The sequence below is a fragment of the Allorhizobium pseudoryzae genome (genome assembly GCF_011046245.1).
Classification (GTDB): Bacteria; Pseudomonadota; Alphaproteobacteria; order Rhizobiales; family Rhizobiaceae; genus Neorhizobium; species Neorhizobium pseudoryzae.
The window spans coordinates 2,829,537-2,842,605 of record NZ_CP049241.1 but is presented as its reverse complement, the minus strand read 5'-3'; the positions used below and the strand labels follow the sequence as shown (position 1 = coordinate 2,842,605).

Annotated in this window: 12 protein-coding genes; 6 read left to right on the top strand and 6 right to left on the bottom strand. The window is 63.9% G+C overall.

Annotated elements, in window-relative coordinates:
• Nucleotides 1-108: 108 nt before the first annotated feature.
• Together recA and cckA are read right to left on the bottom strand one after the other, a co-directional pair.
• On the bottom strand, nucleotides 109-1,197 hold the full coding sequence (gene recA, locus G6N78_RS13685; protein WP_165219305.1) for a recombinase RecA: 1,089 nt from the start codon (nucleotides 1,195-1,197) through the stop codon (nucleotides 109-111).
• A 229-nt stretch (nucleotides 1,198-1,426) separates the two neighbouring features.
• Nucleotides 1,427-4,039 carry a cell cycle histidine kinase CckA gene (gene cckA, locus G6N78_RS13680; RefSeq protein WP_165219303.1) on the bottom strand — a complete coding sequence of 871 codons (2,613 nt, stop codon included), beginning with the start codon at nucleotides 4,037-4,039 and terminating at the stop codon, nucleotides 1,427-1,429.
• A gap of 357 nt (nucleotides 4,040-4,396) precedes the next feature.
• Between cckA and G6N78_RS13675 the strand changes: the two genes are divergently transcribed.
• Nucleotides 4,397-5,593: a flagellar biosynthetic protein FliO gene (locus G6N78_RS13675; RefSeq protein WP_165219301.1), complete on the top strand. Its 1,197-nt coding sequence runs from the start codon at nucleotides 4,397-4,399 to the stop codon at nucleotides 5,591-5,593.
• 88 nt (nucleotides 5,594-5,681) lie between these two features.
• On the opposite strand, the gene dksA is transcribed toward G6N78_RS13675, so the two are convergent.
• On the bottom strand, nucleotides 5,682-6,101 hold the full coding sequence (gene dksA, locus G6N78_RS13670) for an RNA polymerase-binding protein DksA (protein WP_165219299.1): 420 nt from the start codon (nucleotides 6,099-6,101) through the stop codon (nucleotides 5,682-5,684).
• Nucleotides 6,102-6,375: 274 nt separating this feature from the next.
• On the opposite strand from dksA, the gene G6N78_RS13665 reads away from it, so the two are divergent.
• From G6N78_RS13665 to G6N78_RS13650, 4 genes are all read left to right on the top strand, one after another.
• A complete protein-coding gene (locus G6N78_RS13665; RefSeq protein ID WP_165219289.1) occupies nucleotides 6,376-6,885 on the top strand; it encodes a SixA phosphatase family protein in 510 nt (169 codons plus the stop codon).
• 176 nt (nucleotides 6,886-7,061) lie between these two features.
• Complete coding sequence (locus G6N78_RS13660) at nucleotides 7,062-8,534, top strand: YcjX family GTP-binding protein (RefSeq protein ID WP_165219287.1); 1,473 nt, start codon at nucleotides 7,062-7,064, stop codon at nucleotides 8,532-8,534.
• Complete coding sequence (locus G6N78_RS13655) at nucleotides 8,531-9,598, top strand: YcjF family protein (RefSeq protein WP_165219285.1); 1,068 nt, start codon at nucleotides 8,531-8,533, stop codon at nucleotides 9,596-9,598. Before G6N78_RS13660 ends, G6N78_RS13655 begins: the two co-directional genes overlap by 4 nt.
• A gap of 103 nt (nucleotides 9,599-9,701) precedes the next feature.
• Nucleotides 9,702-10,256, top strand: coding sequence for a hypothetical protein (locus G6N78_RS13650; protein ID WP_165219283.1), 555 nt, complete (start codon nucleotides 9,702-9,704; stop codon nucleotides 10,254-10,256).
• On the opposite strand, the gene folK is transcribed toward G6N78_RS13650, so the two are convergent.
• Genes folK through folP form a run of 3 tightly spaced genes read right to left on the bottom strand, consistent with a single transcriptional unit; the run spans nucleotide 10,253 to nucleotide 12,013 of the window.
• Entirely contained in the window at nucleotides 10,253-10,756 is a 504-nt protein-coding gene (gene folK / locus G6N78_RS13645; protein ID WP_165221782.1) for a 2-amino-4-hydroxy-6-hydroxymethyldihydropteridine diphosphokinase, read from the bottom strand. The genes G6N78_RS13650 and folK overlap by 4 nt on opposite strands.
• Before the next feature lie 25 nt (nucleotides 10,757-10,781).
• Nucleotides 10,782-11,147 carry a dihydroneopterin aldolase gene (folB, locus tag G6N78_RS13640; protein WP_165219281.1) on the bottom strand — a complete coding sequence of 122 codons (366 nt, stop codon included), beginning with the start codon at nucleotides 11,145-11,147 and terminating at the stop codon, nucleotides 10,782-10,784.
• Nucleotides 11,144-12,013, bottom strand: a complete 870-nt coding sequence (gene folP / locus G6N78_RS13635) for a dihydropteroate synthase (protein WP_234905804.1) — start codon at nucleotides 12,011-12,013, stop codon at nucleotides 11,144-11,146. The genes folB and folP overlap by 4 nt, the downstream gene beginning before the upstream one ends.
• Nucleotides 12,014-12,121: 108 nt before the next feature.
• On the opposite strand from folP, the gene G6N78_RS13630 reads away from it, so the two are divergent.
• Nucleotides 12,122-12,739 carry a DUF922 domain-containing Zn-dependent protease gene (locus G6N78_RS13630; protein WP_165219279.1) on the top strand — a complete coding sequence of 206 codons (618 nt, stop codon included), beginning with the start codon at nucleotides 12,122-12,124 and terminating at the stop codon, nucleotides 12,737-12,739.
• Nucleotides 12,740-13,069 lie beyond the last annotated feature (330 nt).

Below are 13,069 nucleotides of genomic sequence, written 5' to 3'. Positions count from 1 at the left end.
GGCTTTTATCGTTCCAGCCGGACCCTGTCCAGCACGACAAAAGCCGACCGGACATCTTCCTGCGATGCGCGGCCGGCTTTCAAATTCGATCCGAGACGATCCGCCCGATCAGGAGTCGGCATCCCCATCGCCGTCATTGGCATCCGGCCCGCCGTTCTGCAGGAAACGGTCGGCGATCAGGCCGGCATTCTGGCGCAGCGACAGCTCGATCTCACGCGCCACTTCCGGATTGTCGCGCAGGAAGGTCTTCGCATTTTCCCGCCCCTGCCCCAGCCGCTGGCTGTTGTAGGAGAACCAGGCGCCGGATTTTTCGACGATGCCGGCCTTGACGCCGAGATCGACCAGTTCGCCGGTCTTCGACACACCCTCGCCATACATGATGTCGAATTCCACCTGCTTGAAGGGCGGCGCCATCTTGTTCTTGACGACCTTGACGCGGGTCTGGTTGCCGACAACCTCTTCGCGCTCCTTCACAGCACCGATGCGGCGAATGTCGAGGCGCACCGAAGCATAGAATTTCAGCGCATTGCCGCCGGTCGTGGTTTCCGGCGAGCCGAACATCACGCCGATCTTCATGCGGATCTGGTTGATGAAGATGACCATGCAGTTCGAGCGCGAGATCGAGGCGGTCAGCTTGCGCAGCGCCTGGCTCATCAGTCGCGCCTGCAGACCCGGCAGGCTGTCGCCCATCTCACCTTCGATTTCGGCCCGTGGCGTCAGCGCCGCAACCGAATCGACGACGAGAACGTCAACCGCACCGGAGCGCACCAGCGTATCGGTGATTTCCAGCGCCTGCTCGCCGGTATCGGGCTGCGAAATCAGAAGGTTCTGCAGATCGACGCCAAGCTTGCGGGCATAGACCGGGTCAAGCGCGTGCTCGGCGTCGACGAAGGCGCAGATGCCACCCTTCTTCTGGGCTTCCGCAATCGTCTGCAGCGCCAGAGTGGTCTTACCCGAGCTTTCCGGGCCGTAGATCTCGATGATGCGGCCCTTGGGCAGGCCGCCAATGCCGAGCGCGATATCGAGGCTCAGCGAGCCCGTCGATACCGTCTCGATCTCGACCACGCTCTCGTTCGCGCCGAGCTTCATGATCGAACCCTTCCCGAAGGAGCGTTCGATCTGCGAAAGGGCCGCCTCCAGCGCCTTGCTCTTATCCACCGTCTTGTCCTCTACCAGCCGCAATGAATTCTGTGCCATCTGATCCACCTTTAGGTTATTGCAGCCCGGCGGGCAACAAACATCGGATGACGAATATGTACTCTTTTTGTTCTCATTTTGCAAGAGCCATTTAAGCCATTGCCTTAAAACAAAAATCTGGTCTTCGTTCTCTTTTCGTCCCGCACGTTGTCAACGATGGAAGACGGGCCGCGAGCCTCATGCGCGTAACGGGCTTCCGCGCCCGATTCGGGCAGCGGTCCGCAAGCCATCAGTCCTTACGGTCCAGCATTTCGCGCACGGCGACTGCCAGCTGCTTCAGGGAAAACGGCTTTGGCAGGAAGCCGAACTTGGCATCGGCGGGCAGGTTCCGGGCAAAGGCATCTTCCGCGTAGCCGGAGACGAAGATGAACTTCAGGTCCGGATAGGTTTTCCGCAGTTCGCGCAGCAGGCTCGGCCCGTCCATCTCCGGCATCACGACGTCGGAGACGACGATATCCACCTTGCCGTCCAGCTCTTCCATGATGTCGAGCGCTTCCGTGCCGGAGCCCGCCTCGTGCACGGTATAGCCACGCGTTTCGAGCATGCGTTTTCCGCCGCGGCGAACGGCTTCCTCGTCCTCCACCAGCAGCACGACGGCGGAATTGCCGGTCAGATCCACATCCTGGTTGGCCGGCGCAGCGGCGACGGCCGCGACCGGCGGCTGCTCGCCCGTCGCACCGGTCTCGGCGGAAGCCTCCGTCACGGGCTTCACCTCCGGGATATGCCGCGGCAGGAAGACGCGGAACGTGGTGCCCTTGCCCACTTCCGATTCGGGATAGATGTAGCCGCCGGACTGTTTGACGATCCCATAGACCATCGACAGGCCAAGCCCGGTGCCCTTGCCCACCTCCTTGGTGGTGAAGAAGGGTTCGAAAATCTTGTCCATGATCTCGGGCGGAATGCCGGTGCCGCTATCGGTCACTTCCACCATCACGAAATCTTCCGCCGGAAGGCGGGCCTGAGCAAAACCGGCGGCTTCCGCCGCATCGACATTGCGGGTGCGGATGCGGATCTGGCCACCACTCGGCATCGCGTCGCGCGCATTGACGCAGAGGTTGATCAGTACCTGCTCGAACTGCGACAGATCGGTGCGCACCGGCCACAGATCGCGGCCGTAATCCACCTCCAGCTTCACATTGGTGCCGGAGATCAGACGGTCCACCAGCATGCGCAGGTCGCCCACCACGTCGGTGAGGTTCAGCACGGCCGGCCGCATCGTCTGCTTGCGCGAGAAGGCGAGCAGCTGGCGCACCAGCACGGCGGCGCGGTTGGCGTTGCGCTTGATTTCCATCAGGTCGGCGAAGCTGGCATCCGAGGGACGCGCCTGCAGCAGCAGATGGTCGGAGGAGAGCAGGATGGCGGTCAGCACGTTGTTGAAATCATGCGCGATGCCGCCGGCGAGCGTGCCGACCGCATTCATCTTCTGCGTCTGCGCCATCTGCGTTTCGAGCGCCTTCTGCTCGGTCGTCTCGACGGCGTAGACGATCGCCACCTCTTCCGGCGCCTCGTCGCTTTCGTCGATCACGGCATTGACGTAGAAGCGCACGTGGCGGGTTTCGTCGCCGGGATGGCGGCAATCGATCGGCGCGATATCGCCCTGCCGGTCCTTGGCGGCAGCAAGCGCCCGTTCGAGATCGGCCTTCGCACTGTCATGCACGATGGCATCGAGCGTTGCCCCGGTCTCCACCTCGTCGCGGGACACGACGCCCGCAAACAGCCGCAGGAAGGGCGCGTTGATGCGCAGGATCCGGCCGTCGCGGCCGATCGAGGCAATCGCCATCGGCGTGTTGTTGAAGAAGCGGGTAAACCGCATCGCCGAGGCCGATTGATCCGCCCCCTCGCCCTTCGGCCGCGCGAGAACGATGGTGCGGCTTTCGCCGGGCGCCCCGTCGCGCATGGAGGACACGCTGTGGACGAGCCGCACCGGCAGGCTCTGGCCGTTGGCGCGGCGAAGATCGAGATCGAGCGTTTCGGTGCGCGTCTGGCCGGGGCCGGCCTGAACGGACTGGATCAGCGCCATGCCTTCGCCGGCCACCATGTCGGCAATCGTCATCGATCCGGCAGCGAATTTTGTGAGATCGAGACCCAGCCATTCGGCGAGCGTCGCGTTCAGATAGAAAACCTCGCCCTTCTTGCCGGCGGAGAAGAAACCGGCCGGCGCATGGTCGAGGTAATCGATGGCGTTCTGCAATTCGCGGAAGAACCGCTCCTGCTCCTCGCGCTCGGAGGTGATGTCGGCAATCTGCCACACATCGAGCGGCGCCTTCTGCTGCGGCGAGGTCAGAAGCCTCGCCTTCAGCCGGTACCAGTGCGCACCGGAGCCGCTCGCCGAATTGCGCCCGAGCGGTTTCAGCAGCCGGAATTCCTCGTGCCCGTCGCGGCCTTCGCGCAGCGCGGTCGTCAACCGGTAGAGCGCTTCCGTCGCCTCCCGGTTCTTCGACAGAAGCGCCTCCAGCGACTGCGCATTGGCGGCCTTGGTTGCCCCCGTCAGCCGTCCATAGGCGGCATTGGCATAGAGAATGCGCCCGCGCGGATCGGTGATCAGGATTCCGTCCGGATGGCTCGCCAGATAGCTGCCGGCAAACTCGTCGGAGCGCGACTGCGGCATGACTTCGACAAGGCCGATGATCGAGGAGATGACAAAAAAGATGCCGACCATGGCCAGCACCCCGAGGATGCCGAGCACGAGTTCGTTGTCCATCACGCCCTTGAAGATCACGAAGGCGATGGAAACGCCGATCAGCACCAGCGCCAGCAGAAGCAGGCGCAAAACTGTTCCGCCCCGCCTGCCGCGGTCCACCAGGGGTGCATCATAGCTGCCGGCCGGCTGCGACTTCGTCATCATACCTCGCATTTCGACCGGTCGCGAAAGGGACGGCCATGGAATCGGTCCACCTGTCTTCCTTAGCAAGTTGCGGGGCATGCCAAAAGCACCAGCGTGCAGAAAGCGGTTGAAGACGCCGCCGCTGCACTTGCTCCCGCCGCCGCACGGTCCATATTCATGCCCACATATTGCACTGCCGCGCGAAGACCTCAATCTCCGGTATCCTCGCACAGGCTTGCCGCAGCCTTGCGAGGTGCGGCGCCGGTTGTTTCTGGTGTGGCCAAACGCCGGAGACGACGGGAAGACACAGGGACGGCTCTGGCCTTTTGGCTGAAAGCACGGCAGACGTGAGACGACACGAAGGAGAATGACCGCATGTTCGAGGATCTGATGAGCGATTACGGCAGCCGGCTGTTCATCGCGATCGCCGGTGTCGGGCTGGGTCTGCTGTGCCTCGTCGTCGTGCTGATGCTGATGCGCCGCAGACAGGGGCCAGCCCCCTTCCTGCGAGGCGGCAAGAACCGACAGCCGCGCCTGCAGGTTCTCGATGCCGCCGCCGTGGATGCCCGCCGCCGCATCGTGCTGATCCGCCGTGATGATGTGGAACACCTGGTGATGATCGGCGGCCCGACGGATGTCGTGATCGAAAGCGGCATCGGTGCGGCCGAGGCACGGCCGGTCTCGTTGACCGCGCCGGAGGCGGAACCGCCTGCCCTGGCCGAGCCTGCAGCCGAACCACGCCTCCAGGCTCCACCCCGTCCGCCGCAACTGTCGGCGCCGTCCGCTGCCCCGCTCACGGCCGTCGAACCCGCCCCGATCCCGACCATGTCGCTGCGCGAACGCGTGGCCGCGACGCCGGCCTCTGCAGCCCCTCGCCGCGAGCCGCGACCGTCCGTCGCGCCAAAGGCCGAACCGGCCGCCGCTGCCCATACGACCCAAGCACCCCAAGCACCCCAGGCGCCTCAGGCCGCCGCTCAGCCGGACACGCAGGTCCCGAACCCCCGTGTGTTCGAACCGGTGACGCCGCCACCGCGTGCCGAGGAACCGCGAGCACCGGAACCGCGCGTTACCGAACCGGCCGTATCACCCCGACCCGCACGGGACACGATGGCCGAGATCGAGGCTCCAGCACCATCCCGTCCAACCGTTGAAACGAACGTGCCCGATATCGGTGCCGCCAGCGACGCGCTGGATGCGGCGCGCCGCCGGGTCTTCCAGCCGGCGCTCGACCGCACGCCTCCCGCCTCCCAGTCTGCCGCACCTGCCCCGAGCATGGCCACCGCAGCCGCGGCGCCGGATACGCCGCCCCCCGCCACGCCCGCCGCAATGCAGCCGGAAAACCCGGCGCCGCGCGGCCTCGGCAGCGATTTCGATCGCATTCTGGAAGAAGAGATGGCCAACAATCTGGCCGATGTGCACCCCGCACCGGCAGCGGCTCAACCGGCAAGCGCCTTTCCGCGGCGTGATCCGGCCAGTCCGCGGCTGACCGGTGCTACGCCGGAACCCTCCCTGCAGCAGGAAGTGGCGCGCATCTTCGGCGAAATGTCGGTGACCCGCGATGACCGTCCCTGACGACGCCAACCGCCGTTCACGCACAAAAAAGGCACGCGGTGAAGGCGTGCCTGGAAATTTCTGAGTTCGGTGGTTGGGCTGACCGGTTCTATTCGTCCCGGTAGACCTTTTCCCGACGTTCGTGGCGCTCCTGCGCCTCGATCGAAAGCGTTGCGATCGGCCGTGCATCGAGGCGCTTCAAACCAATCGGTTCGCCGGTTTCCTCGCAATACCCGTAGGTGCCGTCTTCGATGCGCTGCAGAGCCGCGTCGATCTTGGAGATCAGCTTTCTCTGACGGTCGCGGGCACGAAGTTCGATGGCCCTGTCGGTTTCGGAGGAGGCCCGGTCGGCGAGATCGGGATGGTTTGCGCTTTCTTCAGCGAGGTGGTCGAGCGTTTCGCGCGCTTCTCTCAGGATATCATTTTTCCAGGCTATGAGCTTGGCTCGGAAGTATGCCTTCTGATTGGCATTCATGAACTCATCATCTTCCGAGAGGACGTAGCTGCTAAGGTCGATCTTCTCACTCAACGCGATTCTCCTGAAGAACAGCTCTCACGCGGGGTCCTATACTCCATTCCGTCATGCTGATTCAAGCCTCAGGACCAGCATTTAGGCATTTTTAAAACTGACATAAAAATCGGCTAACTGGCTATTCCTTATGCGTTTTCAGAAAAACTGACAAATGTTCAGGCCAGCAGGCGTCCGCATTTGGGAAAAACTGCGCCCCAATTCGGGACGGTTGACGGACATCGGCACAACAGGTTACTCGACACTCTGGGCCCCTGCGCGCGAAGACCAAAAAATGCTCGTTCTTGATCCACCTCCGTTCCGCATTTTTCTCCTCCGCCATGCGAGCGCGGCCTGGCCGCAGCCTGGCGGACGCGATTTCGACCGCCCGCTGGACGACCACGGTTTTGCCGAAGCCGAGCTTGTGGCAACCAGGGCCGCCGACCGGCATCCCGCCCCGGACCTCATCCTGTCTTCCACCGCCTTGCGGTGCCGGCAGACGGCGGATGCCGTGCACCGCGCCTTTGGCGAGGATCTGGAAATCTCGGCGATCGACAGCCTCTACAACGCGCCACTCGATATCTATCTCGAAGTGCTGGTGGGCCAGAAGCAGGTCCAGTCGGTGATGATCATCGGCCACAATCCGACACTGGAAGAGCTGCTGGAAGCCCTGCTTGGCCCGGACCGGATGGCAGCCCTTATTCCCGGCGGATACCCGACGGCAGGCCTCGCCGTCCTCGAACATGGCGGCCCGCACCAGGCGATGGCCGGCAGCTGGACGGTGAAGGATTTTATTACGGCCTGAGGCTTAGACCTGAGATCAGAAGCCGCTCGCCGCGCACGGGACCGCCGCGCCACCTGCCGCCATCGGCGACAGCAAAGCAAACAATTCTCGATCGTGCCCTTCAAGCGGTAAGGCTCATCTTTTTCCCGCCGCCATGATCGCTATATAGGGCTCAGCAACATCATCGGGTTCCTGCCTTGCCGCCATCACTCACCTCCTTCAAAGACGACGCCCTGATCGCTCTCGACAATCTGACGGATCGTGCCACAGGCCTCGTTCATCCGACGATCCGGCTGGGCGTCACCGGCCTGTCGCGTGCCGGCAAGACCGTGTTCATTTCCTCGCTCGTCCACAACCTGCTGCATGGCGGCCGGCTGCCGCTCTTCGAGGCGCTGCGCTCCGGGCGCGTCTCCTCCGTCCGGCTCGAACCGCAGCCGGATGATGCCATTCCGCGCTTCCAGTATGAGGATCACATCCAGGCGCTGGTGCGCGAGCGCGTCTGGCCGGATTCCACCCGGGCCATCTCGGAACTTCGGCTGACGATCGAATACCAGAGCGCCAGCGGATGGGGCCGGCTCTTCTCCGCCGGACGCCTGTCCATCGATATCGTCGATTATCCGGGCGAATGGCTTCTTGACCTGCCGCTGCTCGGTCAGGACTACCGCAGCTTCAGCCAGGCGACCGTCGAGCTTGCATCGCGCGGCGTGCGGCGGGAGCTCGCCGAACAGTGGCTGGCGCTGGCGAAAAGCGTCGATCCAACCGCGCCCGCCGATGAAATGACCGCCAAGCGGCTGGCAGAGGCCTTTGCCGCCTATCTCACGGCCTGCAAGTCGGACGAACGGTCCCTTTCCACCCTGCCGCCGGGCCGTTTCCTCATGCCGGGGGACCTCGACGGCTCGCCCGCCCTCACCTTCGCGCCACTGCCCAACCTCGGCGACGCACGCTTCGAAAAAGGCACGCTCGGCGCCATGATGGAACGCCGCTTCGAGGCCTACAAATCGGTGGTGGTCAAACCCTTCTTCCGCGAACATTTTGCGAGGCTGGACCGGCAGATCGTCCTCATCGATGCGCTGCAGGCGCTGAACCGGGGGCCGGAAGCGCTGGCCGATCTCGAGCGGGCGCTGTCGGATGTGCTGGCCTGTTTCCGTCCGGGCTCGAATTCCATCCTCTCCTCGCTGCTGGGAAGGCGGATCGACAAGGTGCTGGTCGCCGCCACCAAGGCGGACCACCTGCATCACGAAAGCCATGACCGGCTGGAGGCGCTCACCCGCCGGCTGGTCGATCGCGCCATCCACCGAATCGGCATGTCCGGTGCCGGCATCGACGTGATGGCGATCGCGTCTGTGCGCGCCACCCGCGAGGGCACCGTGCGCCATGGCGGCGAAACGCTGCCCGTCATCACCGGAACGCCGATCGCGGGCGAACGCATCAACGGCGAAACCTTTGATGGAAAGCGGAAAACAGCCGTATTTCCCGGTGACTTGCCGGAAAAACCGGATTCATTGTTGAAGCGATCGGATTCACACTCTGAAGAACCGCCGCTACCGCATTTGAATATCGTGCGTTTCCGACCTCCGGAGCTGGAGGAAACCGGCGGCGCCACACTGTCGGTCCCGCATATCCGGCTCGACCGGGCGCTCGAATTCCTGTTCGGAGACCGGCTGGCATGACTGAGAACGACAAGACGCCCCGTCCGCACACCGAAACCCGCCGCCCCGGCGCCTTTGCGATCGATGACGGCCGCGAGACGCCCGCCGTCCGACGCCGGGCGCCGCAGGCGTTCGATGACGGCTTCGAACTGACCGCGGATGCCGATGATCCGTTTCTGACGCCGCCGGACCTGACCGATGCCGAGCTTGCCGTGGCAAGGCCCCGGCGCCGCGGCTTCTCCTGGGGTAAGCTTGCGCTCGGCGCCCTCACCGCCTTTCTGTCCATGGCCTTCTGGCTCTGGGCCGACCGCGTCATCCGCGATCTCTTTTCGCGTGCCGACTGGCTGGGATATCTTGCCATCGGCGCGGTCTCTCTCGCGGTCATTGCGCTTGCGGTTGTGGTCGGCCGCGAAATTCTCGGCCTGATGCGGCTCGGCGCGGTCCAGTCCCTGAAGGCCGAGGCACTCGACATCACCGCCGCGACCGCGCCAAAGACGGCACGCCTGCTCGTTGGACGCCTGGAAGGCCTCATTGCCCACCGAGCTGAAACCGCTAGGGGCCGCGCCCTGCTCGGCGAAACCAAGGACGACGTCATCGATGCGCCGCAACTTCTGGATCTGGCCGAACGCGAGTTGCTAGCGCCGCTCGACCGGCAGGCGCGGGCGCTCATCCTCGGCGCCTCCAAACGCACTTCCGTCGTCACAGCCGTCAGTCCACGGGCCATCGTCGATCTCGCCTATGTTCTCTTCGAGGTCACGCGGCTGGTGCGGGCCATGGCGGAGCTTTATGGCGGCAGGCCCGGAACCCTTGGGCTCCTGCGCCTCCTGCGCGACGTGATTGCCCATCTTGCCGTCACCGGTTCGATTGCCGTCGGCGACAGCCTTGCCCAGCAGGTGCTCGGCCACGGCCTTGCGGCAAAACTCTCCACCCGGCTCGGCGAAGGCGTCATCAACGGGCTTCTGACGGCACGAATCGGCATTGCGGCGATGGACCTCTGCCGGCCGCTTCCGTTCAAGGCGGTCAAGCGGCCGGGCGTCGGTGACTTTCTGTCCGATATCGCACCGGGGGTGAAGCGAACGCCCTGATCAGGCTCGACCTGCCTCCAGAGGTCGAATTTCAACCGGTCATTAACCATTCCGGGGCTATAGTTAACGTCGTTCTGCACGCCGCTCGCCCAAGGAAAGTTTTATGGTCTCGCGCATCTTTTCCCCGAAAGTCGGGCTCATCGCCGCCACCTCCATCGCCGCCCTTGGCGCAGCTCTGCCGGCCGGTGCCGCATCGCGCGACAAGGTCTTCTTCGAAAGCGCGGCCGGCGCCTGGAAGGGTCCGGGCGAGATCGTCGCCGGCAAATACAAAGGCACCAAGTTCACCTGCAACCTGATCGGCGAGCCGACCGCCGAAGGCGATACGGGCATCAAGCTCGACGGCACCTGCCGCGTCGGCGTCTTCAAACAGCCGATGAGCGCCGTGATCACCCAGTCCGGCGGCAGCTACAAGGGCAAGTTCCTGGATGGTGCAGACGGCAAGGGCCTCGATATCGTTTCCGGCGCCGTGAATGGCGACAAGATCGTCGTCGGCATCAACCGGGCAAAACTCAACGGCGCGATGATTGCCCGCATGCAGGACAACAATGCCCTGAACGTCACGATTTCCGTCAAGGTCGAGGACCAGATGGTTCCGGTGATCGGCCTGGCACTGACCCGCGACATGGATCAGATGGCCGTCGGCTCGATCAAGCCCTAAGGCCCACGCCACCAGTCCTGGGTGGCCTCCGACACCACGATCCCCGATTGATCGGCCTGGCTCAGCCAGGCCGTTATCGTTTGGCCCATCACCTGAAGCTCCGGCGCGATATCGGCAAGCGGCATCAGCACGAAGGCGCGCTCCACCATGCGCGGATGCGGGATGTCAAGCCCCTCCTCATGCACGGTGTCGCTGCCATAGGTCAGCACGTCGATATCGATCGTGCGCGGCCCCCAGCGTTCGATGCGCACGCGTTTCATGCCGCGCTCAATCTCCAGGCACAGTTCCAGTAGCGCGTTCGGCGCAAGCGCGGTGTCGATCAGCGCACAGGCATTGAAGAAATCCGCCTGATCCGTCTTGCCCCAGGGAGGCGTACGGTAAAGCCGGGAAACCGCCGCCACGCGGCAGTCGGGCCGGGCATCGAGGATCCTCAGCGCCTCGGCCATCGATTGCCGCGGATCGCCGAGATTGCCGCCGAAGCCGAGAGCGGCGCGGATCATGCCAGCACCTTCATGACCATTGTCGTTACGGACGGTGCTCAACGCGCACCTCCACATAGTCCAGAATGCCGGGGATCGGCACGCTCGGCTTGCGCACGGTGATCGCCGCTCTCTGGATGACCGGGAAGCTGGCACACAGCGCAAGAGCAATATCCTGGGCCAGTGCCTCGATCAGTGCCCGGCGGGTTTTCGTCACCACCTCCTCGATCACGCCGAAGGCATGGCCGTAATGCAGGGTGGCGGACAGATCGTCCTCGGTCAGCGCAGCACCCACCGGCACGTCCAGTTCGGCATCCACGAAAAATCGCTGACCGAGCACCGATTCTTCCTTCAGTACGCCATGGCGCGCATAAAAGGCGCAGTTCTTGAGCGTAATCGTATAAGTCGTCACGACTGGATCTCCTGCCGCACACCGGCGGCCAGCATGGCATCGGCCACGCGCAGTGCATCGCGATTGGGCGCAATGGCGTGGACACGAAAAAGTTGGGCGCCCTTGATGCGCAACAGCGCCGTCGTGGCTGCCGTTCCGATATCACGATCGGCAGGCACCTCGCGACCGGTTAGGGCGCCGATGAACCGTTTGCGCGAGGTGCCGGCCAGCAGTGGAAAGCCCAGCCCCTGCAGCGCTTCGAATCGCGCCATGAGCGCCAGATCGTCCTCGGCGGTCTTGGCAAACCCGAAGCCCGGATCGAGCACGATCTTTTGGCGCGCGATGCCCGCCCGCTCTGCGATCGCCAGCGAGGTGGAAAAGAACAACTGCTGGTCGGCGATCACGTCCTCCAGCTTTTCCGCCTCGCGTCCGCGCCCGGTATGCATCATCACCAGACCCGCGCCGGAGGTTGCCACGACCTTGGCCATCGCCTCATCATGGCGCAGGCCGTAGACGTCGTTGACGATGTGCGCGCCGGCGGCCACCGCCAGCCGTGCGGTCTCAGCCCGATAGGTATCGATGGAGATCAGCGCATCGGTTCGGCGGGCCAGGGCCTCGATCACCGGCAGCACGCGGGCCTGCTCTTCCGCCGGCGAAACCGGCGCGGCACCCGGACGGGTGGACTCGCCGCCGATATCGAGGATCGACGCGCCGTCCTCGACGCAGGCCAGCGCATGGGAAACGGCCGCTGCAACGCCGGCATGGCGTCCACCGTCGGAAAACGAATCGGGTGTGCAATTGATGATCGCCATCAGATGGCCACGGGCGCCAAGCGCCAGGCTGCGGCCATGGCCCAGCTGCCAAACGGTCTCATCGGCAAAAGTCAAAGGGGAAAATCCAATCGGTTCTGCTCACGAACATTTTCGCAAGGTTCTGTTGCGATGTTATGCGCTATGCCCCAAGCTCTCGCCAAACTCAATCGCGCAAGGCCCACAATGTCCGCCGTCCGACCCCGCCACGCCTGCCTCTGGGCTGCCATCGCGCTCGTCGTACTGCCGGGCCTCTCCGCCGCAAGCCCGCTGATATCGAAGAGCTATTCGTATTTCTCCATCGCCGGGCGCACCGCCGAGGATCTGGACAGCGAGCTCAGCCGGCGCGGGCCGCTCACCAAGAGCACCGGCTTTCGCCATCCGGGCGCCACCGAGATCAAGTTCGGCGGCGAGATCACCTACCTCGAAACGGACCGCCGCTGTTCCGTCGGCGAGGTCAAGGTCACGCTCTCGACCAAGATCATCCTGCCGCGCTGGAAGAACCGTTCCCAGGCGAGCGGATCGCTCGGCCTGATCTGGGACACGCTCGCCGCCGATATCAAGCGGCACGAGGAACGCCACGCCGAAATCGCGCGCACCTATGCCCGCACGCTGGAGAATTCGCTTCACGCCCTCCCGGCGGCAGTCAATTGCACCCAGATGGAAAAACGGGTTTCGGAAACCACCCGGCGCATTGTCGATGAGCACGACAAGGAACAGCTGCGCTTCGATATTGTCGAATCAAAAAACTTCGACGCGCGCATGATGCGGCTCCTGAAAAACCGGGCCGGCCTGACGGAATGATGCCAATGGCATTCATCAACGCCGTTTCAGCCGTGGCTGCACCACGAAGCTTGCGCGAAACCTGCGTCTTCTACTGTGAATAACCGGTGACTTCTTCCAGTAGCGAATGTGATCCGCCGCTTATATATTCAACATCACTGAAGAAGCCCGACGAGACGGCCTCTTCGGTCATCGGGTCGGTTGCCGCATGTGAGGCGGCGCATGCGGCAACGACCACTCAGGTTTCGGCAGTCAATGCCACGGCCACACGTGCCCTGTTTTACGCGTCTTGCCAGTTCAAGTGTCTTCCCGGCGTTCTCCCGGCGTGTCCTTATGCCGCAGGTGTCTCCT

Bases quoted from the DNA above. Each gene is read 5' to 3' on its own strand.
- G6N78_RS13655 (WP_165219285.1), top strand. From the start codon at position 8,531: ATGACTGAGAACGACAAGACGCCCCGTCCGCACACCGAAACCCGCCGC.
- folK (WP_165221782.1), bottom strand. From the start codon at position 10,756: ATGATCCGCGCCGCTCTCGGCTTCGGCGGCAATCTCGGCGATCCGCGG.
- G6N78_RS13630 (WP_165219279.1), top strand. From the start codon at position 12,122: ATGTCCGCCGTCCGACCCCGCCACGCCTGCCTCTGGGCTGCCATCGCG.
- G6N78_RS13675 (WP_165219301.1), top strand. From the start codon at position 4,397: ATGTTCGAGGATCTGATGAGCGATTACGGCAGCCGGCTGTTCATCGCG.
- cckA (WP_165219303.1), bottom strand. From the start codon at position 4,039: ATGACGAAGTCGCAGCCGGCCGGCAGCTATGATGCACCCCTGGTGGAC.
- recA (WP_165219305.1), bottom strand. From the start codon at position 1,197: ATGGCACAGAATTCATTGCGGCTGGTAGAGGACAAGACGGTGGATAAG.
- G6N78_RS13650 (WP_165219283.1), top strand. From the start codon at position 9,702: ATGGTCTCGCGCATCTTTTCCCCGAAAGTCGGGCTCATCGCCGCCACC.
- G6N78_RS13665 (WP_165219289.1), top strand. From the start codon at position 6,376: ATGCTCGTTCTTGATCCACCTCCGTTCCGCATTTTTCTCCTCCGCCAT.